Here is a 26,967-nt window from a genome sequence, read left to right as displayed (position 1 = left end):
GGCATCGCAGACGCCCCCCATGGACGTCCCTTCCGATGCCCCCTCTGTCCCTTTGCCTGAGATCGCTATCCCTTCGGCGGACGCTCGCGCGCCTCTCTCCAGAGTCCGTGTCCGTCCGCGGTCCTTGCTGCCTGAGAGTTTACCGGGGCGGTTGCTCCTTCGGCACCGGCGACAAGCGCCGGATTCTCCCGGGGACGGATGCCGCGAGACGTAGATCATGCGTCGTTTTCCGGCAAGGGCCGTTCTGGCGGACCCTGTCCGAAAGCGGCTGGAAAACGAAAGAAAAGGGGGCCCCGCAGGGCCCCTCGCGCAAACTTCCTGAAGGGATCGCGGCCGGGGCCGGTCGAATTTTCCGCGGCCGGGACCCGGACGGGCGCGCCTAGCCGGGCTTCCTTTGCAGAAGCGGCAGCAGATCGCCCATTTCGGGGCCTTTGGCCCGGCCGGTCACGGCCTTGCGCAGCGGCATGAAAAGCCCCTTGCCCTTGCGGCCCGACTGCGCCTTGACCTCGGCCGTCCAGGCGCCCCAGGTCGCGTCGTCATAGGGCGGCTCGGGCAGCAGCGCCAGCGCCTCAGTCACGAAGGCGCGGTCCTCCTCGTCGACCAGCGGTTCGGCGCCGTCGCGGCACAGCGCCCACCAGCCCGGCAGGTCGCGCCGGGTGACGATGTTCTCGCGCATCACCTGCCAGAACCGTTCGGCCAGGGCATCCGGCACGCCCAGCGCCGCGATCTCGTCCTTCACCGCCGCGAAGGGCAGCCCGTGCAAGTGCTTCGCAGTCAGCGGGAACAGGTCGTGTTCGTCGAACTTGGTCGGTGCCGCGCCGAAGGTACCGATATCGAAGCCCTCGATCAGCTCGTCGAGGCTTTCGGCCAGCTCGACCGGTTGCGAGGACCCAAGCCGCGCCATCAGCGACAACAGCGCCATCGGCTCGACCCCCTGCTCGCGCAGATCGCGCAGCGACAGGTGCCCCAGACGCTTGGACAGCGCCTCGCCCTGGGCGCCGGTCAAGAGCGAATGGTGGGCAAAGCGCGGCGCGGTGCCGCCGATCGCCCCGATGATCTGGATCTGGGTCGCGGTATTGGTGACGTGATCCGATCCGCGCACGATATAGGTCACGCCCATGTCGACATCGTCGACCACCGAGGCGAAGGTATAGAGCACCTGCCCGTCGCCCCGGATCAGCACCGGGTCCGACACGCTGGCCGCGTCGATGGAGATGTCGCCCAGAATGCCGTCGGTCCAGTCGATCCGCTCGCGGTCCAGAAGAAAGCGCCAATGCCCGGGACGCTCGGCGCGAAGTGCGGCCTTCTCGTCCTCGGACAGGTCCAGCGCGGCGCGGTCATAGACCGGCGGCTTGCCCATATTCAGCTGCTTCTTGCGCTTGAGGTCCAGCTCGGTCGGGGTCTCGAAACATTCGTAAAGCCGCCCCGAGGCGCGCAGCTCGGCGGCGACCTCGGCATAGCGGTCGAGCCGCGCCGATTGCTGTTCTTCGCGGTCCCAGCTGAAGCCCAGCCATTCCAGGTCCTCGCGGATGCCGTCGATATATTCCTGCTTGGACCGTTCGGGGTCGGTATCGTCGAAGCGCAGGATGAAGGTACCGCCGGCCTTGCGGGCGATCATGTAGTTGAACAATGCGGTGCGCAGGTTGCCCACATGGATGTAGCCGGTGGGCGACGGCGCGAAACGGGTGACGGTGGTCATGGGCATTCTCCTTGCGCGCCCGCTCTTCCACACCGGCGCCGTTTTGTCCATATCGGGCCCATGACAGACCCGATCCGCCACGGCCTTCCGCCCTCGCTCGACGATATCGCCGACATTGCCGCGGCCGCCCGCGACGCCCTGCCCGAACCGTTCCGTGGCCCGGCCCGCGAAGTCGCGATCCGGGTCGAGGATCTCGCCCCCGACGAGATGCTGGACGAGCTTGACATCGACAGCCCGTTCGATCTGACCGGGCTTTACGACGGCATCCCGCTGACCGAGAAATCGGTGATGGACCAGCCCGACCGGCCCGACACGATCTGGCTGTTCCGCCGCGCGATCCTCGACGAATGGGTCGAGCGCGAGGAGGTCACCCTGACCGAGCTGGTCACCCATGTGCTGATCCACGAGATTGCGCATCATTTCGGCTGGTCCGACGACGACATCGCCTCGATCGACCCCTGGTGGGAATGATCCGCCCCGGTGCCTTCTTGCTGCAGGGCGCGCCCGCCCGCGATCCTGTCCGCGGCTCGCGCCGTCCTGACAGGGTCGTGACATGGCAAGGCGGCGGATCGCGCCTATCCTTCCCCGCAGGGAAGATCCGGACGTGTGCCGGGACAGCAGAGGGAGACACGCGATGACCGACATGACCCGCCGCCACGCGCTTCTGGCCGGGGCCGCGCTGCCGCTTTGCGCGGCCGCAGCCCCGCCGGCCCGGGCCGCCGCCCCGATGATGGGCCCGGCCCGGCCGCCCTTCAACCGCTTTGTCCTGGGCGGGTTCGAGGTGACGACGATCCTCGCGGGCAGCCGCACCGTCCCCGACCCGCAGACGATCTTCGGGCTGAATGTCGAGCCCGAACGATTCGCCGCCGTGTCCCAAGAGGCGATGATCCCGGCCGACCGGGCGCAGTTCTTCTTCACCCCGACCGTGGTCAATACCGGGTCCGAACTGATCCTCTTCGATACCGGTCTCGCCCCCCAGGGCACCGTCGCCGCGCTCGAGGCTGCAGGCTACACACCCGACCAGATCGACACCGTCGTCATAACCCATATGCATGGCGACCATATCGGCGGGCTGATGGAGGACGGGGCCGAGACCTTCGCGAACGCCCGCTATGTCACCGGCGCGGTCGAGTTCGACGCCTGGGACATGTCGGGCGACGAGGGCTTCGAGGCCAAGATGCGGCCGCTGGCCGACAAGACGCGGTTTCTCGAGGATGGCGGCGAGGCCGCGCCGGGCGTGACTGCGGTGGCGGCCTTCGGCCATACGCCGGGTCACATGGCCTACCGGCTGGAAAGCCAGGGCAAGGCGCTGCTGATCGGCGCCGATTTCGCCAATCACTATGTCTGGTCGCTGGCCCATCCCGACTGGGAGGTGCGCTACGACCGCGACAAGGCGGCGGCGGCGGCCACCCGCCGCCGGCTTCTGGACATGCTGGCGGCGGAACGGATGCCCTTCATCGGCTATCACATGCCGTTCCCGGCGCTGGGCTTTGTCGAGTCGCTGGACGACGGCTATCGCTATGTGCCCGCCAGCTATCAGATGATGCTGGACTAGGCGGCAGGCAGAAGGTCGTTGCGGCCCGGACGGCCGAGGCGACAGGAAACGGGCTTGGCCTCGCGCGGCGGGGGTGGCACTCTCGCGGCGCGAATGCCAAGGACCATCCCACCCATGCACGATATCCTGACCGTCACGCTCAACCCGACCGTGGACCTGTCGACTTCGGTCGCCCATGTCGTGCCCGGCGACAAGCTGCGCTGTGCCCCGCCGGTGACCGATCCGGGCGGCGGCGGCATCAACGTGTCGCGCGCGATAAGGCTTCTGGGCGGCGAAAGCCTCGCGCTGGTGGCGCTGGGCGGCCATAACGGCGACAAGCTGCGGGCGTTGCTGGAACATGAAGGCATCCGGCTCATTCCGCTGGTGGCGCCGGGCGAGACCCGGATGAGCCTTGCCGTCACCGACAGCACCACGGGCGAACAGTTCCGCTTCGTGCTGCCGGGGCCGATCTGGAACGAGGCCGGGCTGAAGGCCACGCTGGCGGCGGTGACGACGGCGGTGCCCGAGGCGGGCTACGTGGTGGTCTCGGGCAGCCTGCCGCGGGGCCTGCCCGAGGATTTCACCGAACGGGTCTGCGCCAAGATCGGGGCGCGCGGGGCGCGGGTCATCGCCGACACCTCGGGCCCGGCCCTGACCCGGCTGGCCGAGGCGCGGGACGCGGTGCCCTATGTGCTGCGCATGGACGGGCTCGAGGCCGAGGAGCTGGCCGGCCGCGCCCTGCCCGACCGCAAGGACAGCGTCGATTTCGCCTCGGAACTGGTGACGCGGGGCGTGGCCTCGGTCGTGGTGATCGCGCGGGGCGCCGAGGGCAACGTGCTGGCGGCCGAGGGGCTGAGGCTGCACGTGGCGGCGGCCAAGGTGCCGGTGCGCTCGCTGGTGGGGGCGGGCGACAGCTTCGTCGGGGCCTTCGTGCTGGCGCTGGCGCGCGGCGCCGAACTGGCCCGCGCGCTGCAATGGGGCGCGGCCGCGGCCAGCGCGGCGGTGATGACCGATGCCACCGCGCTCTGCACCCGCGAGGATACCGAGGCGCTTCTCGACCGCTGCCCGGTCACCGAACTCTGAGGGCAGCCGGGCGCCGCGCGGTCAGGCGATCAGCTTGCCCGCGACCTCGACTAGGCGCCGGGCCTGATGCGTGACAGCGGCCTTGCCCGCGTCGTCGAATTCGCCGGCCTTGGCGGAGTAGCCATAGGGATTGCCCCCGGCCGCGGTGACGGACTCGTCGGTAAAGCCCGGCGGCACCAGGATCGAGCCCCAATGCATGAAGGTCGGGTACAGCGTCAGCAGCGTCCCTTCCTGACCGCCATGCAGGTTCATCGCGCTGGAGGTGGCGGTCACGGCCTTGTTGGCGAGCTTGCCCTGTTGCCAGACCGGCCCGAGCGTGTCGATGAAGGCGCGCAACTGGCTGGCGGCGACACCGAACCGGGTGGGCGCCGAGAAGAAGAAGGCGTCGGCCCAGGCCAGGTCCTCGGGCGTGGCCTCGGGAATATGGGCCATCTTCTCGGCCTGGGCGGCCCAGGCCTCCTGGCCCTTGACGACCTCTTCCGGCGCGGTCTCGGCCACCCGACGAAGGCGCACTTCGGCCCCCGCGGCGGCAGCGGCCTCGGCGGCGGCCTCGGCGATCTGGTGGTTGGTTCCGTAGGTCGAATAGAAGATCACGGCGACTTTGGGTTGGGCCATGGCGGGTCCCTCCGGTCAGGTTGCAGTCAGGTGGTTCTGCGTCCTGAGATATGGGGCGGGCGCCTTGGGTCCAGTCGCCACAGGCGCAGGGCATCCGTGCGGCGCGGCACGGAACGACCGGGCGCGATTTTTCTGCGAAAAATCGGGGTCCCGTTCAGGACGGGTCGCGCCAGCGGTTGACGATGGGATAGCGCCGGTCGAGCCAGAATGCCCGCGGCGTCAGACGGGCTCCGGGAGCCGACTGGAAACGTTTGTATTCACTGACGTAAAGCAGATGCTCCACCCGCTTCACCGTCTCTTCGTCGAACCCTTCCGCGACGAGATCCGCGACCGACAGGTCCTCGTCGACAAGTCCCTCTAGGATCCGGTCGAGCACCGGATAGGGCGGCAGGCTGTCCTCGTCCTTCTGATCGGCGCGCAGTTCCGCCGAGGGCGGCTTCTCGATCACCCGGGGCGGGATCACCGCGCCCGCCGGTCCTTTCATCCAGGGCCGGTGATGGGCGTTGCGCCAGCGGCAGGTCTCGAAAACGCGGGTCTTGTAGAGATCCTTGATCGGATTGTAGCCGCCCGCCATGTCGCCATAGATCGTGGCATAGCCGACCGCCACTTCCGACTTGTTGCCGGTGGTCAGGAGCATCGCGCCGAACTTGTTCGAGATCGCCATCAGGATCAGCCCGCGCAGCCGCGACTGCACGTTCTCTTCGGTGATGCCGGGCGCGGTGCCCTCGAAAAGCGGGCCAAGCGCGGCGCCGACCGCGGCCTGCGGCCCCGAGATCGGCACCTCGTCGAGCCGGCAGCCCAGCGCCGTCGCCACCGCCGCCGCATCCTCGAGCGACGCGGCCGAGGTGAACGCCGAGGGCAGCATCACGCAATGGACGTTCCCTGGTCCCAGCGCATCGGCCGCGATCGCCGCCACCAGCGCCGAGTCGATCCCGCCCGACAGCCCCAGCACCACCTTCGAGAACCCGCTTTTCGCCACATAGGCGCCGAGCCCGGTCACCATCGCGCGGTAATCCTGTTCCCAGGCATCGGGCAGCGGGGCCAGCGTGCCCGGCTCGGCCCGCCAGCCTTCGGGCGTGCGGCGAAACTCGACATGGGTCAGGGCCTCGTCCAGCACCGGCATCTGCAGCGCCAGCGCCCCGCCCGGGTTCAGCACGAACGACCCGCCGTCGAAGATCTGGTCGTCCTGCCCGCCCACGAGGTTGAGATAGACCAGCGGCAGCCCGGTCTCGACCACGCGCGAGACCATGATGGTCTTCCGCTGGTCGAGCTTGCCCCGGTGATAGGGCGAGCCGTTGGGCACCAGCAGGATCTCGGCCCCGGTCTCGGCCAGCGCCTCGGCCACGTCCTCGTACCAGGCATCCTCGCAGATCGGTGTGCCGATCCGGAGCGGCCCGACCCGGTAGGGGCCGCTGATCGGTCCGCTGCGATAGACGCGCTTTTCGTCGAAGACCTCGTCATTGGGCAGGTGATGCTTTAGAATGCGGGCCGCGACCCGGCCGCCCTCGCAGATGAAATAGGCGTTGTAGCGCCCCTCTTCATCCGCAACCGGCGCGCCGATGCCCAGCGCGGGCCCCTCGGCGCACTCGCGCGCCAGCGCCTCGAGATGGGTGGCGACATCGGCCAGGAAGGCGGGCTTCAGCACAAGATCCTGCACCTGGTAGCCGGTCAGGAACATCTCGGGCAGCGCCACCATGTCGGCGCCCGCATCGCGCCCGGCCGCCCAGGCGGCCCGCGCCTTGGCGGCATTCTCGGCCAGCGCCCCGACCGTCGGGTCGAGCTGGGCCAGGGTCAGGCGGAACCGGTCGTCGGCCATGGAAGTCCTCGTCGCGTCCTGTTCCGCCTCTTAGCAGACTGACGGCCAAGTGAAAGACATCGGGTGGTGAAAAGCGTTGTAAGCCCGCCGAGGCTCCACTAGGGTTTCCGCGCTTTCAAAGAGAACCGCGACACGGCAGGGCGATGGGGGCTCGGGTGCAGAAAACAGGCAGGATCACGGCGCGTCTGGCTTTGGTCGCGGCGCTGGCCGCGGGCGGAACCGCTCTGGCCCAGGACGATGGCGATGTCGTCACCAAGCAATACGACAATGGCGGCATCTACGAGGGCACCTTCAAGAACGGCAAGCAGGACGGCACCGGCACATACCGGCTGCCCAATGGCTACGAATATTCGGGCCAGTGGGTCGACGGCCGGATCGAGGGCACCGGCGTCGCGCGGCTCGTGAACGGGTCGGTCTACGAGGGCCAGTTCCGGGACGGCAAGCCCGAGGGCACCGGCAAGATCACCTTCGCCGACGGCGGCACCTACGAGGGCGAATGGCAGGACGGCAAGATCACCGGCACCGGGGTCGCGGTCTATGCCAACGGGGTGCGCTACGAGGGCGAATTCCGCAACGCGGTCCATCACGGCATCGGCAAGATGACCAGCCCCAACGGCTATGTCTACGAGGGCACCTGGGTCAACGGCGTCAAGGACGGCAAGGGCAAGATCACCTATCCGGGCGGGCGCGTCTATGAAGGCGAGATGTCCCAGAACCAGCGGTCCGGCAAGGGCACGCTGACCACGCCCGAGGGGCTGAGCTATTCCGGGTCCTGGAAGGATGGCGAGATGAACGGTCTCGGCACCCTGACCCAGCCCAACGGCGACACCTACGAGGGCCTCTTCGTCAATGGCGAGCGGCACGGCACCGGCAAGGTGACCTTCGCCAATGGCGACGTCTACGAGGGCGAGTACCGCAACGACAAGCGCCACGGCAAGGGCACGCTGATCGGCGCCGACGGCTATCGCTACGAGGGCGAATGGGTCGCGGGCCGGATCGAGGGGCTGGGCAAGCTGACCTATCCCGACGGCGCGGTCTACGAGGGTCAGTTCCGGGCCGATCTGCCTGACGGCACCGGCAAGGTCACCTATGCCGACGGCTCGACCTACGAGGGCGAATGGACGGCCGGCGTGATCGGCGGCGAGGGCAAGGCCACCTTCCCCAACGGGCTGGTCTACGAGGGCCAGTTCAAGGATGCCGCCTATGACGGCAAGGGCACGATGACCCATGCCGGCGGTTACAGCTATACCGGCGACTGGATGGGCGGGCTGCGCCATGGCGAGGGCACCGCGACCTATGCCGACGGCTCGGTCTATTCGGGCAGCTTCGTCAAGGGCCAGCGCGAGGGTCAGGGCACCATCACCATGCCCGACGGGTTCAGCTATACCGGCGGCTGGAAGGCCGGAAAGTTCGACGGCCGCGGCCGCGCCACCTATGCCAATGGCGACATCTACGAGGGCATGTTCTCGGATGGCCGCTACGAGGGCGAGGGCGTGATGAAATACTCGGATGGCGAGATCCGCTCGGGCACCTGGACGAACGGCGTTCTGACGACGGCGCCCGCGGGCACGGCAGACCGCCCCGAGGCACCCAGCGCCCCGCCGCCCGCCGACTGATCTTCCACAGACTGATCTTCCACAGACTGATCTTCCACCGGCTGAGCTTTCGCCAGCTGAACCCCTCGGACCGTGTGACGATCGTCGGCGCCCCGACGCCTTTGGGCGCCCGGCGGGGCGGCGGACTACATCACCCCTTCGAAGGTCAGCGAGGCGCCCTTCAGCGGCTTGCGGTTGATCCGGTACACCTCGTGCAGCATCTGCAGGACCGCGGGCAGATGCCCGGGACTGCGGAAGGTCGCGTTCTCGTGGTCGATCAGCCCGGTCTCGAGGTTCGGCGCCAGCGCCCCGATCTGCGGATAGCGCTCGGGGCTGCGCCGGATCGCCTGGCCCAGCGGCGTGTCGCCGACAATGGCCAGCCGGTTGACCACCACGCGGTCGATATAGGGCCGGTGGTCTGCCAGAAACCGGGCCGTCAGCCGCACATCCTCGGCGGTTTCGCCGGGATAGCCGAGGATCGAGGTCATGCGCACGCTGATCCCGGCCTCGGAGGCGTGGCGCACGAAGCGCGACAGCGCCTCGGCCGTGGTACCCCGCCCCATCGCGTTCAGAACCCCCTGCGCCGCCGATTCGAGCCCGGTCGTGATGCGCGACAGCCCGGCGCGGCGCGCCGCCTTCAGCGCCTCGGACCCCAGCCCGGTCTCGCCATTGGTCTGGACATGGACCGAGGCCGTCCATTCGCAGCCCGGAACCACGCTCTGGGCCTCGTCGATCAGCCCGTGCCAGACCGCGAGGTCCGAATTCAGCTTGAGGTCGAGAAAGGTGAAGATGCCGGTGCGGTGGCGGCGGCTTTGCCAGGCCATCTCGTCGCGCACATGCGCGAAGGACCGGCTGCGGAAGGTCCGGCCCGCGCTTGTCCGCACGTCGCTGCAGAAGGTGCATACCCCCCAGCCACAGCCCCGGCCGGTCATCATCGGCACGATCCGGTTGGGATAGCGGTCCCAGGGAAAGTCGGCATAGTCGGGAAAGGGCAGCGCGTCGAAATCGGCAAAGGGCGCCGCCGGGACAAGGTCCGGCCGGTCGGGCGTGGCCAGCCCGGGCACCGCGTGCCCGCCGCCCATGACACTGTCGACGAGATCAAGCAGATGCCCCTCGGCCTCGCCCGCGAAGACGCCGGACATCCCCGGCAGGTCGAGCCAGTGCGCCGCGATTTCTGGCATGCCGAACATCGGCCCGCCGACCACCACCGGCACGCCGCGGCGCGCCGCCTCGGCGGCAATCGCCCCGCACACCTCGCGATACATGCTGTAGGCTGAGATCAGCAAGAGATCGGTGCCGCGGTCGAGCACACCCTGCACCTCGGCCAGGGTTGCGGCCTGGGCGCGGGCGCGGGCGGGACTGCGGGCGGCGGCGAGTTTCCGGCGCAGCGCGCGCACCGCCTGGACGCCGCTGACCGCCGTGGCATGGCGCAGGACCGATTCGTAATAGCCCAGCGCATGAGGCCGGGTCACGCGCCGGTAGCTGCCGACCCCCACGGCAAAGGGCGAGATCACAGTGACCTCGTGGCCGGCCTGACGCAGGATGGCGGCGATCTGGCCGACCGAAAGCGTGGGATAGCGGGAGAAATTGTTCAGATCGACAATTGCGATGCGCATCGGATTTCAACCTGCGGTGAAAATTGCAATCGTAATTTCGCCGAACAGCCGAAATCCCTGCAAATGACCGGGAACCGGCAACCGGCTTTCTTTGTAAGTCCGCCGATGCGGGATCCTTCCCTCTCCCGCAATCGGATCGACCGGAGAAAACAGTCTCTGAAAACCCGGGCCACGCAAAAGAAAAAGGCCGCGCGACGCAAAACGACGCAGCGTCGCCTGGCAAATCCGGTCCGCCCGGTCGGTTCGGCCAGGATCGCGAATAGGGCTTCTCAGGCCTTGATCTTGGTGATCTTCAGCGTCTTCATCACGAATTTCTCGTAGAAGGGTTCGCTGATGCCGGTGCGGACCTTGCGCAGGAAATACCATTCGAAGGCAAGCTTGGCATAATGCACCCAGCGGCCCTTCGAGGACCAGCCGACATTGCGCGGCGGCAATTGCGGCATCGCCAGAAAGGCCGCGCCGCGATCGCCGAAATCGGCCAGGCACAGCGCGTTCCAGGTCGGCTCCTCGACCGGGGCCTGACCCGCGATCACCCGCGGCAGGTTGCGCGCCGTCGCGGTCACCATGCTTTCGATCATGAACCCGGTCTTGGGCACCCCGGTCGGCACCGGGGTCGGCGCGGGCGGGGCGATGGCGATGCAGACGCCGATGGCGAAGATGTTGGGAAAGGCGGGGTTGCGCTGGAACGCGTCGGTCAGCACGAAGCCGCGGGAATTGACCAGCCCCTCGATCCCCCGCAACGCCGGAATGCCGGAATGCCGCGAAAGGCGGGCAGCATCATCGCATGGCGGAACGGCTCGACATGGGTCCGGCGCACAGAAAGCCGATGCCGCGGCGCGCCATCACCGGGGCCAGATCGACGGTCACATCCTCCATCCGCCGCCAGCCGATCCCGGCCCAGGGATTGGACGGCGTGAACTGGAATCAGGGCTTGTCCGAAATCACCGTGATCCGGTCGTCCGGCCCAAGATCCTGCTTCAGTTCGAAGGCCTGAAGCGTGCCGCCGAGACCCGCCCCCAACACGACGACATGCACCATTCACGCTCCTCCCGCGAGGCCCCGGGCCGGGCGCGCTCCTCCTCCGACGGCGACTCGTCCCGGCTTTGACCGTTGACATATTCAATTTTCCGAATGCACGCCGTGAGGGAAATCTCCAAGTCATATTGTAACGCGTTCCGCCGGGCCGACCGGGCTGCGGCCAGACCGCACGGCGGGCCCCGCGAAAGACCCTTCCCCTGAGCGGCCGGGCCGCTTATACTTCGTCCCATGGAACGCCACGGACATATTGCGATCATTACCGCGCAGCCTGCGCGGACGCTGTCCCTCGGCCTTCTTCTTCTCCTTAGCCGCCTCTGAGCGTGCCGGACAGGCGCGACCGCTCAGAGGGTATCTTCCGCGCCGCACTCCCCCGTAGGCTAAGGCTAAAGACAAGAGAGATTCTGCCATGACCGAGAATTCGCACCAGGACCGGGTCCTGATTTTCGACACCACCCTGCGCGACGGCGAACAAAGCCCCGGCGCCACCATGACCCATGACGAAAAGCTGGAAATCGCGGCGATGCTCGACGAGATGGGCGTCGACATCATCGAGGCGGGCTTTCCGATCGCCTCGGAAGGCGATTTCGAGGCGGTGCGCGACATCGCGAAGAATTCGCGCAACGCGGTGATCTGCGGGCTGGCCCGCGCCCAGTTCCCCGATATCGACCGCGCCTGGGAAGCGGTCCAGCATGCCGCCCGGCCGCGCATCCACACCTTCATCGGCACCTCGCCGCTGCATCGCGACATCACCAAGCTGACGCAGGACGAGATGGTCGAGCGGATCGAGGCGACCGTCGCCCATGCCCGCAATCTGTGCGACAACGTGCAATGGTCGCCGATGGACGCGACCCGGACCGAGCATGATTACCTCTGCCGCGTGGTCGAGACCGCGATCAAGGCGGGGGCCACCACCATCAACATCCCCGATACTGTGGGCTATACCGCGCCGCGCGAAAGCGCCAAGCTGATCGAGATGCTGCTGGAACGCGTGCCCGGCGCCGATCAGATCGTCTTTGCCACGCACTGCCACAACGATCTGGGCATGGCGACGGCGAACGCGCTGGCGGCGGTCGAGGCGGGCGCCCGGCAGATCGAATGCACCATCAACGGGCTTGGCGAACGCGCGGGCAATACCGCGCTGGAAGAGGTGGTGATGGCGCTGAAGGTGCGCAACGACATCATGCCCTTCCAGACCGGCATCGACACCACCCGGATCATGGGGCTGAGCCGCAAGGTCGCGACCGTCTCGGGGTTCCCGGTGCAGTTCAACAAGGCCATCGTCGGCAAGAACGCCTTCGCGCATGAATCCGGCATCCACCAGGATGGCGTTTTGAAGAATGCCGAGACCTTCGAGATCATGCGCCCCGCCGATATCGGGCTCAATGCCACCAACCTGGTGATGGGCAAGCATTCGGGCCGCGCCGCGCTGCGCTCGAAGATGAAGGAGCTGGGATTCGATCTGGGCGACAACCAGCTGAAGGACGTCTTCGTGCGGTTCAAGGCGCTCGCCGACCGCAAGAAGGAGGTCTATGACGACGACCTGCTGGCGCTGATGCGCGACAGCGATCTGGATGCCGAACATGACCGCATCCAGGTCAAGTTCCTGCGGGTGATCTGCGGCACCGAGGCGCCGCAATCGGCCGACCTGATCCTGTCGATCGACGGGGTCGAGCACCGGGTCACGGCGCAGGGCGACGGGCCGGTCGACGCCACCTTTGCCGCGGTCAAGAAGCTGGTCGAGCACCACGCCCATCTGGAGCTGTACCAGGTGCATGCGGTGACCGGAGGCACCGACGCACAGGCCACGGTCAGCGTGCGCCTGTCGGAAGACGGCAAGATCGCGACCGGCCAGGCCTCGGACACCGATACCGTGGTGGCCAGCGCCAAGGCCTACGTGAACGCCCTGAATCGGCTGATGGTCCGGCGCGAGAAGACCAAGCCCGAAGGGAACCTGGCCGCGATCTGATCCGCGCCCCGGCGGCCGGGGCGGAGCGTCCAGCGCCCTGCCCCGGCCAGCTGATGTTCGAAAACTGAAATTCCGCTCCGCAGATCCTTGGGAATCCCGCAAGGCAGATGTTCGGTTGGTGAAAGCGGCGGAAAGACGCTTCCACCCAGCCGAATGCGCCCTTTACCGCCCCGCCGCCGACCGCCTATAACGTGGGCCGGTCCCGGTGGCTGACTCGCGGACCCAGACTTTCAATAGCGGGACTCCACGACATGGCAGGATTTGGCGGATTGTTCTCGTCGGACATGGCGATCGACCTCGGCACGGCGAACACGCTCGTCTATGTCAAGGGACGCGGCATCATCCTCAATGAGCCTTCGGTGGTGGCCTTCCACGTCAAGGACGGGCGCAAGCAGGTGCTGGCCGTCGGCGAGGATGCCAAGCTGATGCTGGGCCGGACGCCCGGGTCCATCGAGGCGATCCGGCCGATGCGCGAAGGCGTGATCGCCGATTTCGACGTGGCCGAAGAGATGATCAAGTACTTCATCCGCAAGGTCCACAAACGCACCACCTTCACCAAGCCCAAGATCATCGTCTGCGTGCCCCATGGCGCGACCCCGGTCGAGAAACGCGCGATCCGCCAGTCGGTGCTGTCGGCGGGCGCGCGCCGCGCCGGGCTGATCGCCGAACCGATCGCCGCGGCCATCGGCGCGGGCATGCCGATCACCGATCCCACGGGGTCGATGGTCGTCGATATCGGCGGCGGCACCACCGAGGTCGCGGTCCTGTCGCTGGGCGACATCGTCTATGCGCGTTCGGTCCGCGTCGGCGGCGACCGGATGGACGACGCCATCATCAACTACCTGCGCCGCCAGCAGAACATCCTGATCGGCGAGGCCACGGCCGAACGCATCAAGACCTCGATCGGTTCGGCGCGGATGCCCGATGACGGGCGCGGCGCGGTCATGCACATTCGCGGCCGCGACCTTCTGAACGGCGTGCCGAAGGAAATCGAGATCAACCAGGCCCAGATCGCCGAGGCGCTGGCCGAGCCGGTGCAGCAGATCTGCGAGGCGGTGATGACCGCGCTTGAGGCGACCCCGCCCGATCTGGCCGCCGACATCGTCGACCGCGGCGTGATGCTGACCGGCGGCGGCGCGCTGCTGGGCGAGCTGGATCTGGCGCTGCGCGAGCAGACGGGGCTTGGGATTTCGGTCGCCGATGAGTCACTCAATTGTGTGGCGCTGGGGACCGGCAAGGCGCTGGAATACGAAAAACAGCTCCGGCATGTGATAGATTACGAGAGCTGAGCCCGGCCTGACCCCGGCATGACACCGGCGGGCCGCGCGTGCCGCAAGCGAGGCTGACTTGGCCGCAGATCGCAACACCCAGATCGACTATGCCCGCCCGATCCGCCGCATCCTGATCGGCGGCACCGTTTTCGTGCTGATGGCGCTGTTCGTGCTGTGGCGGATCGACAGCCCGCGCGTCGAACGGATGCGCGCCGCGCTGATCGACCGGGTGGTCCCCAGTTTCGACTGGGCGATGGCGCCGATCACCAAGGGCGCCGAGCTGGTCGAGGGCTTTCAGTCCTATGCGCGCCTCGCCGAGCAGAACCAGGAGCTGCGCCGCGAGCTGCGGCAGATGAAGGCCTGGAAAGAGGCCGCGCTGCAGCTGGAACAGGAAAACGCCAAGCTGCTGGATCTGAACAATGTGCGGCTCGATCCCAGCCTGACCTATGTGACCGGCGTGGTGATGGCCGATAGCGGGTCGCCCTTCCGCCAATCGGTGCTGCTGAACGTGGGCGCGCGCGACGGCATCGTCGACGGCTGGGCCACCACCGACGGGCTGGGGCTGGTGGGCCGGATCTCGGGCGTGGGCGAGACCACGGCGCGGGTGATCCTGCTGACCGATTCCAACAGCCGCGTGCCCGTCACGATCCAGCCCTCGGGCCAGCGCGCGATCCTGGCGGGCGACAACTCGACGGCGCCGGTGCTCGACTTCGTCGAGGACCCGGCCGTGGTGCGGCCCGGCGACCGGGTGGTGTCCTCGGGCGATGGCGGGGTGTTTCCGGCAGGGCTTCTGGTCGGCCATCTCGCGCTTGGCCGCGACCAGCGGCTGCGGGTGCGGCTGGCCGCCGAATACGACCGGCTGGAATTCCTGCGGGTGCTCAGAAGCCACGCCAACGAGGTGATCCGCGATCCCGGCGCGCTGGTGATCCCGGCCCCGGTGGGGCCGCAGCCGATGCCCGCCCCGGCGGCCGATGCGGGCGGAGAGCCCGGCAATGGTTGACCCGACAACGCTGGACCGCTGGCTGTACCGGCTGATCTTTCTGGGCCTCGCGGTGCTGGCGGTCTTCGTGATGATCCTGCCGCTGGAAACCCGCCCGGGCCGCCTGCCCGCCCCCGACTGGATGCTGTGCCTGACGCTGGCCTGGCTGCAGCGCCGCCCCGACTACCTGCCGCCCTGGCTGATCGCGGGTGTGTTCCTGATGCTCGACATGCTGCTGATGCGCCCGCCGGGGCTGATGACCGCGCTCGTGCTGGTCGGGTCCGAATTCCTGCGCGCGCGCCAGCAGGTCTCGGTCGAGACGGCCTTCGGGCCGGAATGGCTGCTGACCGGGGGCACGATCTTCGCGATCTATCTGGCCGACGGGCTGGTGCTGGCGCTGTTCTCGGTGCCCGAGGCCGATTTCGGGCGGCAGATGTTCCTCGCGCTGGTGACGGCGCTGGTCTATCCACTGGTCGCCCTGGCCTCGCGCTATGCGCTGGGCGTGCGCCGGGTCACGCCGGGCGATCTGGACCCGAGGGGGCTGAACCGATGAAGCGGTCGCAACGCGAGGCCGAGGAAAGCAGCCGCCGGATCGCACGGCGGACGCTGGTGCTGGGCGGGGCCCAGGCGCTGTTTGCCGGGGTGCTGGCACTGCGGATGCGGCAGTTGCAGGTGACCCAGGCCGACGAGTTCCGCCTGCTGGCCGAAGAGAACCGGATCAACATCCGCCTGATCCCGCCCGCGCGCGGCATCCTCTATGACCGCCAGGGCCATGTGATCGCCGAGAACGAGCAGAATTACCGGATCGTCATCGTGCGCGAGGATGCGGGCGATCCCGAACAGGCGCTGGCGCGGCTGACCCGGCTGGTGCGGCTGGACGACGAGACCGTCGAACGCGCGCTGAAGGAGATCCGCCGCCACAGCCCCTTCGTGCCGGTCACGATCGCCGACCGGATGCGCTGGGAAGAAGTCGCGAGCGTCGCGGTCAACGCGCCGGTCCTGCCGGGCATCACGCCCGAGGTCGGGCAGTCGCGGCACTATCCGATGGGGCCCGATTTCGCCCATGTGGTGGGCTATGTCGGGCCGGTCTCGGACTATGACCTGTCGAAGCTCGAGGACCCCGACCCGCTGTTGCAGATCCCGCGGTTCCAGATCGGCAAGACCGGGGTCGAGGCCAAGGAAGAAGAGCTGTTGCGCGGCAAGGCCGGGACCCGCCGGATCGAGGTCAATGCCGCGGGCCGGGTGATCCGCGAGCTTGACCGGATCGACGGGCAGCCGGGCTCGGACCTGCAGCTGACCATCGATGCCGGGTTGCAGAACTTCATGCAGGCCCGGCTGGGCGAGGAAAGTGCCGCCGCCGTGGTGCTGGACATCGAGCAGGGCGACGTGCTGGGCATCGCCTCGTCGCCGAGCTTCGATCCGAACAAGTTCGTGCAGGGCATCTCGGTCGCCGATTACCGCGCGCTGACCGGCACGCCCTACCGGCCGCTGTCGAACAAGGCGGTGCAGGGGGCCTATCCGCCGGGCTCGACCTTCAAGGTCGTGACCGCGCTGGCCGCGCTGGAAGCAGGCGTCATCACGCCCGAGGACACGGTCTGGTGCCCGGGCTATCTCAAGCTTGGCGAACGGCGGTTCCATTGCTGGAGCCGAGGCGGGCATGGCCATGTCGACCTGACCGAGAGCCTGCAGCAGTCCTGCGACGTCTATTACTACGACGTCGGCCAGCGCGTCGGCATCGACAATATCGCCGCGATGGCGCGCAAGCTGGGGATCGGCGTGCATCACGAGCTGCCGATGTCGGCGGTGGCCGAAGGGCTGGCGCCGGACCGCGCGTGGAAGCGCGCGCGCTACGGGCAGGACTGGCAGGTCGGCGACACGCTGAACGCCTCGATCGGCCAGGGCTATGTGCTGGCGACGCCGCTGCAACTGGCGGTGATGTCGGCGCGGATCGCCAGCGGGCGGGCGGTGACACCGCGGCTGGTGCGCTCGATCGACGGGGTCGAGCAGCCCTCGGGCGCGGGCGCGGCCCTGGACATTCATCCCGTGAACCTCGCCCGGATCCGCAAGGGCATGGATGCGGTGGTCAATTCGCGGCGCGGCACGGCGCACCGCTCGCGCGTCGTGGCCGAGGGCATGGCGATGGCGGGCAAGACCGGCACCAGCCAGGTGCGCAACATCACCGCGGCCGAGCGCGCGGCGGGCGTCTTCCGCAACGAGGATCTGCCCTGGGAGCGGCGCGACCATGCGCTGTTCGTGGCCTTCGCCCCGGTCGAGGCGCCCAAGGTCGCGGTCGCGGTCGTGGTCGAGCATGGCGGCGGCGGCTCGGCCGTGGCCGCGCCCATCGCCCGCGACATCACGCTGCGCGCGCTCTATGGTCGGGTGCCGCCAGGCGAGGCCTATCCGAGCGACCAGCGCTGGGAGGCCGAACGGCGCCTGAACGACTTGCCGCTGCGCGATCCCGGGTCGTTCTCGTCGGGCGGGAGGAGCCGAGCGTGAGCTATCTTGAATATAACGTCAAGCGCGTGCCGACCGGCCTGTCGAAGGTGCTGTATGTCAACTGGGCGCTGGTGCTGCTGCTGACGGCGGTGGCGGGCATCGGCTTCATGATGCTTTATTCGGTGGCGGGCGGGCGGCTGGAACCCTGGGCCGATCCGCAGATGAAACGCTTTGCGCTGGGGATGACGGTGATGTTCGTCGTCGCCTTCGTGCCGATCTGGTTCTGGCGCAACATGGCGGCGCTGGCCTACGGGATCTCGGTCCTGCTGCTGGTCGCGGTCGATTTCTTCGGTACGGTCGGGATGGGCGCCCAGCGCTGGATCGATCTGGGGGTCTTCCGGCTGCAGCCCTCCGAGCTGTCGAAGATCACGCTGGTGATGATGCTGGCCGCCTATTACGACTGGCTCGACATCCGCCATGTCTCGAAGCCGCAATTCGTGGCCTTGCCGCTTTTGCTGATCCTCTTGCCGACGGCGCTGGTGCTGAAGCAGCCCGATCTGGGCACAGCCCTTCTGCTGATCGCGGGCGGCGGGATCATCATGTTCCTTGCGGGGGTGCACTGGGCCTATTTCGCGGTGGTGGTCGCGGGGGGCGTGGGGCTGGTCTCGGCGGTCTTCGCCAGCCGGGGCACGCCTTGGCAATTGCTGAAGGACTACCAGTTCCGCCGGATCGACACCTTCCTCGACCCGTCCTCGGACCCGCTGGGGGCGGGCTATCACATCACCCAGTCGAAGATCGCCCTGGGATCGGGCGGCTGGGCGGGCCGAGGCTTCATGCAGGGGACGCAGTCGCGGCTGAACTTCCTGCCCGAGAAGCATACCGATTTCATCTTCACCACGCTGGCCGAGGAGTTCGGCTTTGTCGGCGGGGTCTCGCTGCTGGCGCTTTACGTGCTGATCATCGTCTTCTGCATCTCGTCGGCGATGCAGACCAAGGACCGGTTCTCGTCGCTGCTGACGCTGGGGATCGCGGCGACCTTCTTCCTGTTCTTCGCGGTCAACATGTCGATGGTGATGGGGCTGGCGCCGGTCGTGGGGGTGCCCTTGCCACTGGTGTCCTATGGCGGCTCGGCCATGCTGGTGCTGCTGGCGGCCTTCGGGCTGGTGCAGAGCGCGCATATCCACCGGCCGCGGGGACGCTGATGCCAAGGATCCTGTTTTCGGCCCCGCCCGAGCTTTGGGCCGAGTATCGCGCGCCGCTGGCCCGCGCCTTCGGCGAGGCCGGGATCGCGGTCGAGGTGACGACCGAGACCGGCGATCCGGCGGCCATCGACTATGTGGTCTTCGCGCCAAGGGGCGGGATTTCGGATTTCACGCCCTTCACCGGGGCAAAGGCGGTCCTGAGCCTCTGGGCCGGGGTCGAGACCGTGGTCGGCAACCCGACCCTGACCCAACCGCTTTGCCGGATGGTCGATGCGGGCCTCGAGGAAGGCATGGTCGAATGGGTGACGGGCCATGTGCTGCGCCATCATCTGGGGATCGACCGCTACATCCGCGCCGACGGCCCGCACTGGGACAAGCGCGTGCCGCCGCTGGCGCGCGACCGGACGGTCACGGTGCTGGGGCTGGGCGAACTCGGTCGGGCCTGTGCCGAGGCGCTGGCCGCGCTGAGGTTCCGGGTGCTGGGCTGGAGCCGCACGGCGCGGTCCGTAGTGGGGGTCGAGTGCCATCACGGCAAGGACGGGCTGCGCCCGGTGCTGGAGCGGGCCGAGATCGTGGTGCTGCTGTTGCCGCGCACGCCCGAGACCGAGGGGCTGATCGACGCCGAGCGGCTGTCCTGGCTGCCCCAGGGCGCGGTGCTGCTCAATCCGGGCCGGGGGGCGCTGCTGGACGAGACGGCGGTTCTGGCGGCGCTTGATGCCGGGCGGCTGGGCCATGCCACGCTGGACGTCTTCCGGGTCGAGCCGCTGCCGCCCGATCATCCGTTCTGGGCCCATCCGCGGGTCACGGTGACGCCCCATATCGCCTCGGAGACCCGCCCTGCCTCGGCCGCGCGGGTGATCGCCGAGAATGTGCGCCGCTCGGAGGCGGGCGAGCCGCTTCTGTTCCGGGTCGACCGCGCGCGAGGGTACTGAGGGGCGTCAGGCCCGGGCGCTCCCGCCCCCGGCCTGCACAGGGCTGCGCCCTGCTGGTCCGGCCTTGGGCCCGGCCGCGCGCTGGGCGCGCGCGGCGCCTCCGGCGGGGGGTATTTTCGCCAAGAAGAAGAGGCGGTCTAACGTAGGCGGGGGGGGGCGTCGGGATCGGCGACCGGGGCCACGGTTTCGGGCTCGGGCTGGGGCAAGTCGATGCGGAGACCGAGACGCGAGAGCCGGGCGGCCATCGGTGCCTGGGACGCGAAGAAGGCCAGATCGAGCGCGCCGCTGTCGAGACCGCTGAAGCGGACCGCCTCGGAGACCGCGCGGGCGAGCGCGGGTTCGGCGCCCTCGGCCGGGTCGAGGAAGGCGAGCAGAAGCGTCGTCTCGCCTGCGGGGTGGCGAAGCCCGGCGAGCCAGGCGCAGGCGGCGAGCCCGGCGGCATCGGCGAGGCAAGTATCGAGCGCGGCCAGAAGCGGCGCGGGCAGATCGCCCGGCGGGGTCAGCGCCTCGGGGACGAGATCGAGCGCCTCTGGCGCCGCGGCCAGCATCCCGGCCCACCACTCGACCGCCGCGGCGGGCAGAAGCTCGCCCGCCTCGGTGCCGAGATCGACGCCGAGGCCGAGGCCGGTTCCGGCCAGCATCGCGGCCAGCGTCCGGCCCGGCATCGCCGCATAGGGCGAGGGCGTGCCGGTGAAATCGGTCAGCCTGCCCTCGTCGGCGAAGGCCAGCACCACGTGGCCTTCGTCGAGGTCGAAGATGCAGGGCGCGATCCGGTCGTCCTCGGCATCGCGGTCGAGCAGGAGCACCAGTTCGCTGGCGGCGAGGCGGCCGTAATAGGCGAGCCGGGGGCCCGGATCGTCGGGCGCGGCGGTCATCGCGGCGTGGGCGCGGTCGAGGGCCGCGGCGCGGCCGCGCGGCTGGGAAGCGGGAGTGTCGGCGGTCATGCGAGAACCTCGGCGACGCGCTGGCGGAGGGCGGGGATCAGTTCGGCCTCGTACCAGGGGTTGCGGTTGAGCCAGGCGGTATTGCGCCAGGAGGGATGTGGCAAGGGGAAGACTTGCGGCGCATGGGCGCGCCAGCCCGCGACGGTGGCGGTCACGCCCGGCCGGGCCGCGCGACCGAGATGCCAGCGCTGGGCATAGCCGCCGATCAGCAGGGTCAGCGGCACCGGACCCAGCGCGGCCAGGACGGCGCGGTGCCAGGTCTCGGCGCAGAGCGGGGGCGGCGGCAGGTCGGCGCCTGCGCCGTCATAGCCCGGGAAGCAGAAGGCCATCGGCAGCACCGCGATCCGGGAGAGGTCGTAGAAGGTTTCTGGGCCGATCCCCATCCAGGCGCGGAGCCGGTCGCCCGAGGGGTCGAGGAAGGGCCGCCCGGCCTTGTGCACCCGGAGCCCCGGCGCCTGGCCGCAGACAAGCACCCGCGGCGCCGGGCCGAACCAGGGCACCGGGCGCGGCGCATGGGCGGTGGCGGTCGCGGCGAAGCGGTCGGCGCAAAGCCGGCAGGCCGCGATGCGGCCGCGCAGATCGTCGAGGGCGGCGGTCATGGGCCGGACCTAGGGCGAAACGGGCGGCCGCGCAATCGCGCGCGCATCGGCGGTGTGGGGCGCTGAGGTTGGACACGACCGGAGGTGGGGTGGCAGGATCGCGCCTTGGGCGGGGTGCCGGAAGCGAGCTGGCGGGATCGCGCGTGAGGTGGGGGCGGCGGGCGGCCGGAGACGCGCGGTCGGGGTCGTGTCCGCGGCATCCGCCGAAAGGCGACGGGCGCGCGCGGCGCCCGGATCGAGGCACCCGGCGGTCTTTGGCCGGGGACCAGCGGGCATATGACCGCAGGGCAGGTTGCCCATCGGCAAGGGTTCGATTAAGCCACGGCAAACGGAACGGAAGGGAATGACGGGGGAATGTACCGAGTCTGGAATTTCGTGACGGCCTATTCGCTGTTGCTGATCGGGGGCGCCGTCACGGCACTGGTCTGGGTCAACCTGCACCCGAATTCGTATCATGATTTCGTCGAATACGTTCTGATCGACGATTTTTTCATCGGCCATGCGCATGAGGTCGAGGGCCATGTCACCCGGACCCTGACCGTGCATTATCTGGTCAACGACCTGCTGATGGCCTTTTTCTTCGCCATCGCCGCCAAGGAGGTCTGGGAGGCGATCATCCTCCGGAACGGGTCGTTGCGGGGGCGGAAAGCAGCAACGCCGCTTTTCGCCACGCTGGGCGGTATGCTTGGTCCCATCGCGGTCTATCTGGGGCTGGCGGCGATCCTCGGCTCGACCACCTTCGATGCGGTGCATCGCGGCTGGGCGATCCCGACGGCGACCGATATCGCCTTTTCCTATCTGGTCGGCCGGATCGTCTTCGGGGCCGGGCATCCGGCGGTGCGGTTCCTGCTGTTGCTGGCCATCGCCGACGATGCGGCCGGGCTGATCATCCTTGCGGTCTTCTACCCGTCGGGCGACTTGCAGCCCTTGTGGCTTCTCTTGTCGGGCGGGGCGGCGCTGGCGGTGTTCGTTCTGTGCAACTGGCTGCCGCGGCGGCTGGACCGGGGCCGGCAGATGCGGCCGGTCTCGAGCTGGGTGCGGCGTTATCTGAACGTCTGGCCCTATGCGCTGGCCGGGGCGGCAAGCTGGTTCGGCTTTCAGGAGGCGGGCCTGCACCCGGCGCTGGGGCTTCTGCCGGTGGTGCCCGCGATCCCGCATGCGGATCGCGCCTTCGGCATCTTCTCCGAGGCCGAGCAGTACCTGACCGACCTGCTGAACCATATCGAGCATAATCTGAAGGTGCCGGTCGAGATCGTGCTGTTCTTCTTCGGGCTCTGCAATGCCGGGGTCGAGTTCTCGTCGATCGGGGTGCCGACCTGGCTGGTCTTCCTCGGGTTGCTGATCGGCAAGCCGTTGGGGGTGCTGGTCTTCGGCTGGATCGCCGCGCGCGGGCTGCGGCTGGGCCTGCCGCAGGGGATGCGCACCGCCGATCTGCTGGTGGTCGGCTGCGTCGCCGCCATCGGCTTCACGGTGTCGCTGTTCATCGCGTCCGTCGCCTTCAACTCGGGCATCACGCTTGACGGCATCGATGTGCAGGAAGCCGCCAAGATGGGCGCCCTGTTCAGTTTCGCCGCCGCCCTGATGGCCATCGGCGCGGGCAAGCTGATGCGCGTGCAGAAGCGCGACTGACCGCTTCGGCAGCCGGGATCGGCCCCGGCTGCCGGACATAATCTGGCCCAAATCGTCCTTTACGCTCCGATCCGGAAACAATTCTGGACCGCCGTTCCCCCTGTGGGCGCGCGGACGATCGGGGCATGCTGGAGTTCATCGAGGTCAGCAAGAGCTTCTGGACGGGCAAGCAGCGCAAGGTGATCCTTGACCGCGTCTCGTTCCGCGTCGAGCTGGGCCATTCGCTGGGCGTGCTGGCTCCGAACGGCACCGGCAAGACCACGCTGATCAACATGATGGCGGGGATCGAGAAGCCCGACGAGGGGCGGATCAAGCGCGATTGCCGGATCTCGTTTCCGCTGGGCTTCATGGGCGGCGTCGTCAACCGCCACAGCGGCACCGAAAACGCCCGCTATATCGCCCGGCTTTACGGGCTCGACCCCGATTATGTCGAGGCGTTCTCGCGCTGGCTGTGCGGGATCGACGAATATTACGACATGCCGGTCGGCACCTACAGCCAGGGCATGCGGGCGCGGTTCACCTTCTCGCTGATGCTGGCGCTCGATTTCGACATCTACCTGATCGACGAGGGCATGCCCTCGACCACCGATGTCGAGTTCAACCGCCGTGCGGGGGCGATCCTGCGCGAGCGGCTGGAAACCACCACGGTCGTGATTGTCTCGCACCAACCCGAGACGCTTGAAAAGTTCTGCCGCTCGGCAGCGGTGCTCAGGGATGGCCAGCTGCATCTGTTCGATACCCTGGAAGAGGCAAGATCCCTCTATGACTACCAAAGCCAAGGCTAGGACGTTCAACACCCGGACCACCGAGGCCGTGCTGGCCGCGGCGGCGCGTGCCCGCGCAGCCCGGGACGGCCGGGCGGTGGCGGGATCGGCGCTGCAGCCCCCTGCCCCGGCCCCGGCCTCTGCCTCAGCCGATAAAACCCCGCTCCAGGAAATCGAGCAGATCCGCCGCGAAGGTCTGTCCGGCAGGGAATTGCGCATGGCCCGCCGCATCGCGCAAAAACAGGGCCTGTCGATCACATCGGACTTCGACGCCGTCCGGCAGCTTCGCAGCCGCGGGATCCACCAGTTCAGCCGCAACGCCGTGCTGAATTTCGGCGAGGGCCGGCCCATCGCGCCCGGGGCCAACGACCCTGCCGCTCCGGCGGGGGCGACACCCGGCCCCGCCAAGGCCTCCGGTTCGCAGGCCACCCCTGCCGCCCCTGCCGCCCCTGCCCCGGCACCGGGTCCTGCCGCGCTGACCTCGCCCGCCGCCGAACGCGCCAGCGCGGTCAGCGACATCCAGCGCGACATCGCCCACCGGCGCCGCCGGGCGCTGACCATGCTGATGGCCCGGCTGTCGGTTTTCGTGGTCCTGCCGACCGCACTGGCGGGCTATTACTTCTTCGCCGTGGCCACGCCGATGTACGCCACGCTGTCCGAATTCGTCATCCAGCAGGCCGACGCGCCCAGCGGCGGCGGCGGGCTGGGCAGCCTTTTCCAGGGCAGCAGCCTCGCGATGCAGCAGGATTCGATCGCGGTCCAGAGTTATCTGCAATCGCGCGATGCGATGCTGCGCCTCGACGAAGATCAGGAGTTCCGCGCGCATTTCAGCCAGCCCTCGATCGACCCGATCCAGCGCCTGCGCGGCAGCGGCGGGATCGAGGACGCCTACAAGGTCTACCGCCACGCCGTCGAGATCGGCTACGACCCGACCGAGGGCATCCTCAAGATGGAGGTTCTGGCCGCCGACCCCGAGGTTTCGGCCGCGTTCTCGAAGGCGCTGATTTCCTATGCCGAGGACCGGATCGACGGCCTGACCCAGCGCCTGCGCGAGGACCAGATGGCGGGCGCCCGGCAAAGCTACGATGCAGCCGAAGAGCGCGTGGCCGTGGCTCAGAACCGGGTGCTGGCACTGCAGGAAAAGCTGGGCGTGATCGACCCCGCCAGCGAAACCGCCGCGCTGATGGGCCAGATCAATACGTTTGAGATCGAACTCCGACACAAGCGGCTGGAACTGCAGCAGCTTCTGGACAATGCCACCCCCAATGCCGCGCGCGTCTCGGGCGTCGAGGGCGACATCCGCCGGCTGGATGCCATGGTGCGCGAACTGCGCGCGGTCATGACAGAGGGCAGTTCCAGCGGTGGCTCGCTGGCCAGGGTCTCGGCCGAGCTGCGGATCGCCGAAGCCGATCTGGGCAACCGCCAGCTGTTGCTGCAACAGGCGCTGGAACAGCTTGAAACCGCCCGGATCGAGGCCAACCGTCAGGTCCGCTACCTGTCGCTCGGGGTCAGCCCGGTCGCGCCGGACAAGGCGGCCTATCCGCGCGCCTTCGAAAATACCGCGCTTGCCCTTTTGATCTTCGGCGGCATTTACCTCATGATCTCGCTGACCCTGTCCATCTTACGCGAACAAGTATCAGCCTGACATGAAACATATCGAGATCGGCGGCCTGCCCGTCGGAAATGCCCGCCCGCTGACGGTGATCGCTGGCCCCTGCCAGCTTGAAAGCCTGGACCACGCCCTGATGATCGGCCGCGCCATGCAGGACGCCTGCGCGGCGGCCGGTGCGGGCTATATCTTCAAGGCCAGCTTCGACAAGGCCAACCGCACTTCGCTGTCGGGGCGCCGTGGCGTCGGCATCGACAAGGGGCTCGAGATCCTGGCCGAGCTGCGCCGCCAGCTGGGCGTGCCGGTTCTGACCGATGTCCATACCGCCGAGCAATGCGCGCCCGCGGCCGAATCGGTCGACGTGCTGCAGATCCCGGCCTTTCTCTGCCGCCAGACCGACCTGTTGCTGGCCGCGGGCGAAACCGGGGCCGCGGTCAACGTCAAGAAGGGCCAGTTCCTCGCGCCCTGGGACATGGCCAATGCGGTGGCCAAGATCGAATCGACCGGCAACCGGCGGATCCTGCTGACCGAGCGCGGCGTGTCCTTCGGCTACAACACGCTGGTCGCCGACATGCGCAGCCTGCCGATCATGGCGCGTCTGGGCTACCCGGTGGTGATGGACGCGACCCATTCGGTGCAGCAGCCGGGCGGTCAGGGCGGGTCGAGCGGCGGCCAGCGCGAATTCGCCCCGGTGATGGCGCGCGCGGCCGTGGCCGTGGGCGTTGCCGCGGTCTTCATCGAGACCCACGAGGCGCCCGACCGCGCGCCTTCGGACGGTCCCAACATGATTCCGCTGGCCGAGATGCCCGGCCTGATCGAAACGCTGATGGGCTTCGACCGACTGGCCAAGGCCCATCCTCTATCGGTCTGAGATCTGGGGGCCCGGGCGCATTTTTTCGCCAAATTGGGCTTGAAGCCCGTCCGGGCATCCCGTATCTACGCCTCCACCGTTGGGGCGTAGCCAAGTGGTAAGGCACCGGTTTTTGGTACCGCGCACCGTAGGTTCGAATCCTACCGCCCCAGCCAAATCTCATTTTGTCATGTTCGCCCAAGGTTGGCGCCTATCCGGTCCGACCTGGCATCTTGCTCGGGCAAGACTGGCATCTTCTGACGTTCCGAGCGCCTCCTCGTCCTGAATCCTTTCGAACTACCAGGCATTTGCGCCCGTGCGACCTCGTCCCTGGACTGAGGCCTGACGAACACGGGACGGCACAGGTATGGCCAGCTGGTATTCGGCCGGCCTGCACTTCGGCCACCACCGCATCATCGACTTCTGCAAGGGCCCCTTCGCCTCAACCGCGGAGATGAACGCGGCCTTGATCGCCAACTTCCAGGCCTGTGTCGCCCATGATGACGGCCTCTGGATCTTGGGAGATTTCGCCTTCGGCCGCGCTGATGATACGGCACAGTTCGAGAGCTGGTTTCACAGTCTCCCCGGCCGTAAGCACCTGATCATCGGCAACCACGACGATGAGGCCGTGATGGCGTTGTTGCGCAAATCCAGGGGATTCATCTCGTGAATCCAGCATGCTAGCCGGGCAGCACGAGCAGACCTCCGAAGCCGACCTGCAAGACGATCAACTGGCAAGCGTATAACCAGGCGCTGAGGCAGCGCGGCTCGCTGGCCGTCTGGTTCGATC

23 protein-coding genes, 1 tRNA gene and 2 riboswitches are annotated in these 26,967 nt (G+C 68.3%); of the genes, 17 read left to right on the top strand and 7 right to left on the bottom strand.

The genetic code is table 11. The annotated features are described in order from the left end of the window. Positions 1 to 42: 42 nt before the first annotated feature. A riboswitch (glycine riboswitch) is annotated at positions 43 to 104 on the bottom strand. Between the two features lie 4 nt (positions 105 to 108). After that, a riboswitch (glycine riboswitch) is annotated at positions 109 to 201 on the bottom strand. A 178-nt stretch (positions 202 to 379) separates the two neighbouring features. Beyond that, positions 380 to 1,705 (bottom strand): glutamate--tRNA ligase, encoded by a 1,326-nt coding sequence (gltX, locus tag C8N38_RS16160; protein ID WP_108028191.1) that lies wholly within the window; start codon positions 1,703 to 1,705, stop codon positions 380 to 382. 54 nt (positions 1,706 to 1,759) lie between these two features. On the opposite strand from gltX, the gene C8N38_RS16155 reads away from it, so the two are divergent. From C8N38_RS16155 to C8N38_RS16145, 3 genes are all read left to right on the top strand, one after another. Then, positions 1,760 to 2,170, top strand: coding sequence for a metallopeptidase family protein (locus tag C8N38_RS16155; protein ID WP_108028190.1), 411 nt, complete (start codon positions 1,760 to 1,762; stop codon positions 2,168 to 2,170). Positions 2,171 to 2,333: 163 nt separating this feature from the next. After that, a complete protein-coding gene (locus C8N38_RS16150; RefSeq protein ID WP_108028189.1) occupies positions 2,334 to 3,254 on the top strand; it encodes an MBL fold metallo-hydrolase in 921 nt (306 codons plus the stop codon). A gap of 114 nt (positions 3,255 to 3,368) precedes the next feature. Further along, the gene (locus C8N38_RS16145; RefSeq protein ID WP_108028188.1) at positions 3,369 to 4,316 is read left to right on the top strand and encodes a 1-phosphofructokinase family hexose kinase; all 948 of its coding nucleotides are present in this window, start codon (positions 3,369 to 3,371) and stop codon (positions 4,314 to 4,316) included. A 21-nt stretch (positions 4,317 to 4,337) separates the two neighbouring features. On the opposite strand, the gene wrbA is transcribed toward C8N38_RS16145, so the two are convergent. Further along, on the bottom strand, positions 4,338 to 4,931 hold the full coding sequence (gene wrbA, locus C8N38_RS16140) for an NAD(P)H:quinone oxidoreductase type IV (protein WP_108028187.1): 594 nt from the start codon (positions 4,929 to 4,931) through the stop codon (positions 4,338 to 4,340). A 154-nt stretch (positions 4,932 to 5,085) separates the two neighbouring features. Further along, entirely contained in the window at positions 5,086 to 6,747 is a 1,662-nt protein-coding gene (locus C8N38_RS16135) for an NAD+ synthase (protein ID WP_108028186.1), read from the bottom strand. A gap of 143 nt (positions 6,748 to 6,890) precedes the next feature. On the opposite strand from C8N38_RS16135, the gene C8N38_RS16130 reads away from it, so the two are divergent. Continuing rightward, positions 6,891 to 8,363 carry an MORN repeat-containing protein gene (locus C8N38_RS16130; RefSeq protein ID WP_108028185.1) on the top strand — a complete coding sequence of 491 codons (1,473 nt, stop codon included), beginning with the start codon at positions 6,891 to 6,893 and terminating at the stop codon, positions 8,361 to 8,363. Positions 8,364 to 8,488: 125 nt separating this feature from the next. On the opposite strand, the gene C8N38_RS16125 is transcribed toward C8N38_RS16130, so the two are convergent. Together C8N38_RS16125 and C8N38_RS22020 are read right to left on the bottom strand one after the other, a co-directional pair. Then, positions 8,489 to 9,958: a B12-binding domain-containing radical SAM protein gene (locus tag C8N38_RS16125; RefSeq protein ID WP_108028184.1), complete on the bottom strand. Its 1,470-nt coding sequence runs from the start codon at positions 9,956 to 9,958 to the stop codon at positions 8,489 to 8,491. 269 nt (positions 9,959 to 10,227) lie between these two features. After that, positions 10,228 to 10,698 (bottom strand): NAD(P)/FAD-dependent oxidoreductase, encoded by a 471-nt coding sequence (locus tag C8N38_RS22020; protein WP_245895777.1) that lies wholly within the window; start codon positions 10,696 to 10,698, stop codon positions 10,228 to 10,230. Between the two features lie 704 nt (positions 10,699 to 11,402). Here C8N38_RS22020 and C8N38_RS16115 point away from each other — a divergent pair. The 7 genes from C8N38_RS16115 (at position 11,403) to C8N38_RS16085 (ending at position 19,782) form a co-directional block, all read left to right on the top strand. Further along, complete coding sequence (locus tag C8N38_RS16115) at positions 11,403 to 12,962, top strand: 2-isopropylmalate synthase (RefSeq protein ID WP_108028183.1); 1,560 nt, start codon at positions 11,403 to 11,405, stop codon at positions 12,960 to 12,962. A 251-nt stretch (positions 12,963 to 13,213) separates the two neighbouring features. Then, positions 13,214 to 14,251 (top strand): rod shape-determining protein, encoded by a 1,038-nt coding sequence (locus tag C8N38_RS16110; RefSeq protein WP_108028182.1) that lies wholly within the window; start codon positions 13,214 to 13,216, stop codon positions 14,249 to 14,251. 58 nt (positions 14,252 to 14,309) lie between these two features. Continuing rightward, the gene (gene mreC / locus C8N38_RS16105; protein ID WP_108028181.1) at positions 14,310 to 15,233 is read left to right on the top strand and encodes a rod shape-determining protein MreC; all 924 of its coding nucleotides are present in this window, start codon (positions 14,310 to 14,312) and stop codon (positions 15,231 to 15,233) included. After that, on the top strand, positions 15,226 to 15,765 hold the full coding sequence (locus C8N38_RS16100; protein ID WP_108028180.1) for a rod shape-determining protein MreD: 540 nt from the start codon (positions 15,226 to 15,228) through the stop codon (positions 15,763 to 15,765). Before mreC ends, C8N38_RS16100 begins: the two co-directional genes overlap by 8 nt. Then, positions 15,762 to 17,708, top strand: coding sequence for a penicillin-binding protein 2 (gene mrdA, locus C8N38_RS16095; RefSeq protein ID WP_108028179.1), 1,947 nt, complete (start codon positions 15,762 to 15,764; stop codon positions 17,706 to 17,708). Before C8N38_RS16100 ends, mrdA begins: the two co-directional genes overlap by 4 nt. Then, positions 17,705 to 18,850, top strand: a complete 1,146-nt coding sequence (gene rodA, locus C8N38_RS16090; RefSeq protein WP_108028178.1) for a rod shape-determining protein RodA — start codon at positions 17,705 to 17,707, stop codon at positions 18,848 to 18,850. Before mrdA ends, rodA begins: the two co-directional genes overlap by 4 nt. Further along, a complete protein-coding gene (locus C8N38_RS16085) occupies positions 18,850 to 19,782 on the top strand; it encodes a 2-hydroxyacid dehydrogenase (protein WP_108028177.1) in 933 nt (310 codons plus the stop codon). Before rodA ends, C8N38_RS16085 begins: the two co-directional genes overlap by 1 nt. 137 nt (positions 19,783 to 19,919) lie before the next feature. Here C8N38_RS16085 and C8N38_RS16080 read toward each other — a convergent pair whose 3' ends face one another. Both C8N38_RS16080 and C8N38_RS16075 read right to left on the bottom strand, forming a co-directional pair. Further along, positions 19,920 to 20,726: an SseB family protein gene (locus C8N38_RS16080; protein WP_108028176.1), complete on the bottom strand. Its 807-nt coding sequence runs from the start codon at positions 20,724 to 20,726 to the stop codon at positions 19,920 to 19,922. Continuing rightward, entirely contained in the window at positions 20,723 to 21,325 is a 603-nt protein-coding gene (locus C8N38_RS16075; protein ID WP_108028175.1) for a uracil-DNA glycosylase family protein, read from the bottom strand. Before C8N38_RS16075 ends, C8N38_RS16080 begins: the two co-directional genes overlap by 4 nt. A 354-nt stretch (positions 21,326 to 21,679) precedes the next feature. Between C8N38_RS16075 and C8N38_RS16070 the strand changes: the two genes are divergently transcribed. The 6 genes from C8N38_RS16070 to C8N38_RS16045 all read left to right on the top strand — a co-directional run bounded on the left by C8N38_RS16070 (position 21,680) and on the right by C8N38_RS16045 (position 26,847). Beyond that, positions 21,680 to 22,954 (top strand): Na+/H+ antiporter NhaA, encoded by a 1,275-nt coding sequence (locus C8N38_RS16070; RefSeq protein WP_108028174.1) that lies wholly within the window; start codon positions 21,680 to 21,682, stop codon positions 22,952 to 22,954. 125 nt (positions 22,955 to 23,079) lie between these two features. Then, on the top strand, positions 23,080 to 23,739 hold the full coding sequence (locus C8N38_RS16065; RefSeq protein WP_108028173.1) for an ABC transporter ATP-binding protein: 660 nt from the start codon (positions 23,080 to 23,082) through the stop codon (positions 23,737 to 23,739). After that, positions 23,717 to 25,363: a KpsE/RkpR family capsule polysaccharide export protein gene (locus C8N38_RS16060; protein WP_108028172.1), complete on the top strand. Its 1,647-nt coding sequence runs from the start codon at positions 23,717 to 23,719 to the stop codon at positions 25,361 to 25,363. The genes C8N38_RS16065 and C8N38_RS16060 overlap by 23 nt, the downstream gene beginning before the upstream one ends. A 1-nt stretch (position 25,364) precedes the next feature. Then, a complete protein-coding gene (gene kdsA, locus C8N38_RS16055; RefSeq protein WP_108028171.1) occupies positions 25,365 to 26,198 on the top strand; it encodes a 3-deoxy-8-phosphooctulonate synthase in 834 nt (277 codons plus the stop codon). Positions 26,199 to 26,278: 80 nt separating this feature from the next. After that, positions 26,279 to 26,353, top strand: a tRNA-Gln gene (locus C8N38_RS16050). A gap of 191 nt (positions 26,354 to 26,544) precedes the next feature. Then, positions 26,545 to 26,847 (top strand): metallophosphoesterase family protein, encoded by a 303-nt coding sequence (locus C8N38_RS16045; protein WP_245895776.1) that lies wholly within the window; start codon positions 26,545 to 26,547, stop codon positions 26,845 to 26,847. The last annotated feature ends 120 nt before the right edge of the window (positions 26,848 to 26,967 follow it).

Source organism: Rhodovulum kholense, assembly GCF_003053725.1.
GTDB classification, from domain to species: Bacteria; Pseudomonadota; Alphaproteobacteria; order Rhodobacterales; family Rhodobacteraceae; genus Rhodovulum; species Rhodovulum kholense.
Note: the sequence above shows the minus strand (reverse complement) of the source record. Positions and strands in the feature narration are given on the sequence as shown.

Excerpts from the sequence above, each read along its gene's own strand:
- gltX (WP_108028191.1), bottom strand. The coding sequence starts at position 1,705 with ATGCCCATGACCACCGTCACCCGTTTCGCGCCGTCGCCCACCGGCTAC.
- C8N38_RS16155 (WP_108028190.1), top strand. The coding sequence starts at position 1,760 with ATGACAGACCCGATCCGCCACGGCCTTCCGCCCTCGCTCGACGATATC.
- C8N38_RS16150 (WP_108028189.1), top strand. The coding sequence starts at position 2,334 with ATGACCGACATGACCCGCCGCCACGCGCTTCTGGCCGGGGCCGCGCTG.
- C8N38_RS16145 (WP_108028188.1), top strand. The coding sequence starts at position 3,369 with ATGCACGATATCCTGACCGTCACGCTCAACCCGACCGTGGACCTGTCG.
- wrbA (WP_108028187.1), bottom strand. The coding sequence starts at position 4,931 with ATGGCCCAACCCAAAGTCGCCGTGATCTTCTATTCGACCTACGGAACC.
- C8N38_RS16135 (WP_108028186.1), bottom strand. The coding sequence starts at position 6,747 with ATGGCCGACGACCGGTTCCGCCTGACCCTGGCCCAGCTCGACCCGACG.
- C8N38_RS16130 (WP_108028185.1), top strand. The coding sequence starts at position 6,891 with ATGGGGGCTCGGGTGCAGAAAACAGGCAGGATCACGGCGCGTCTGGCT.
- C8N38_RS16125 (WP_108028184.1), bottom strand. The coding sequence starts at position 9,958 with ATGCGCATCGCAATTGTCGATCTGAACAATTTCTCCCGCTATCCCACG.
- C8N38_RS16115 (WP_108028183.1), top strand. The coding sequence starts at position 11,403 with ATGACCGAGAATTCGCACCAGGACCGGGTCCTGATTTTCGACACCACC.
- C8N38_RS16110 (WP_108028182.1), top strand. The coding sequence starts at position 13,214 with ATGGCAGGATTTGGCGGATTGTTCTCGTCGGACATGGCGATCGACCTC.
- C8N38_RS16100 (WP_108028180.1), top strand. The coding sequence starts at position 15,226 with ATGGTTGACCCGACAACGCTGGACCGCTGGCTGTACCGGCTGATCTTT.
- mrdA (WP_108028179.1), top strand. The coding sequence starts at position 15,762 with ATGAAGCGGTCGCAACGCGAGGCCGAGGAAAGCAGCCGCCGGATCGCA.
- C8N38_RS16085 (WP_108028177.1), top strand. The coding sequence starts at position 18,850 with ATGCCAAGGATCCTGTTTTCGGCCCCGCCCGAGCTTTGGGCCGAGTAT.
- C8N38_RS16080 (WP_108028176.1), bottom strand. The coding sequence starts at position 20,726 with ATGACCGCCGACACTCCCGCTTCCCAGCCGCGCGGCCGCGCCGCGGCC.
- C8N38_RS16075 (WP_108028175.1), bottom strand. The coding sequence starts at position 21,325 with ATGACCGCCGCCCTCGACGATCTGCGCGGCCGCATCGCGGCCTGCCGG.
- C8N38_RS16070 (WP_108028174.1), top strand. The coding sequence starts at position 21,680 with ATGTACCGAGTCTGGAATTTCGTGACGGCCTATTCGCTGTTGCTGATC.
- C8N38_RS16065 (WP_108028173.1), top strand. The coding sequence starts at position 23,080 with ATGCTGGAGTTCATCGAGGTCAGCAAGAGCTTCTGGACGGGCAAGCAG.
- C8N38_RS16060 (WP_108028172.1), top strand. The coding sequence starts at position 23,717 with ATGACTACCAAAGCCAAGGCTAGGACGTTCAACACCCGGACCACCGAG.
- kdsA (WP_108028171.1), top strand. The coding sequence starts at position 25,365 with ATGAAACATATCGAGATCGGCGGCCTGCCCGTCGGAAATGCCCGCCCG.
- C8N38_RS16045 (WP_245895776.1), top strand. The coding sequence starts at position 26,545 with ATGGCCAGCTGGTATTCGGCCGGCCTGCACTTCGGCCACCACCGCATC.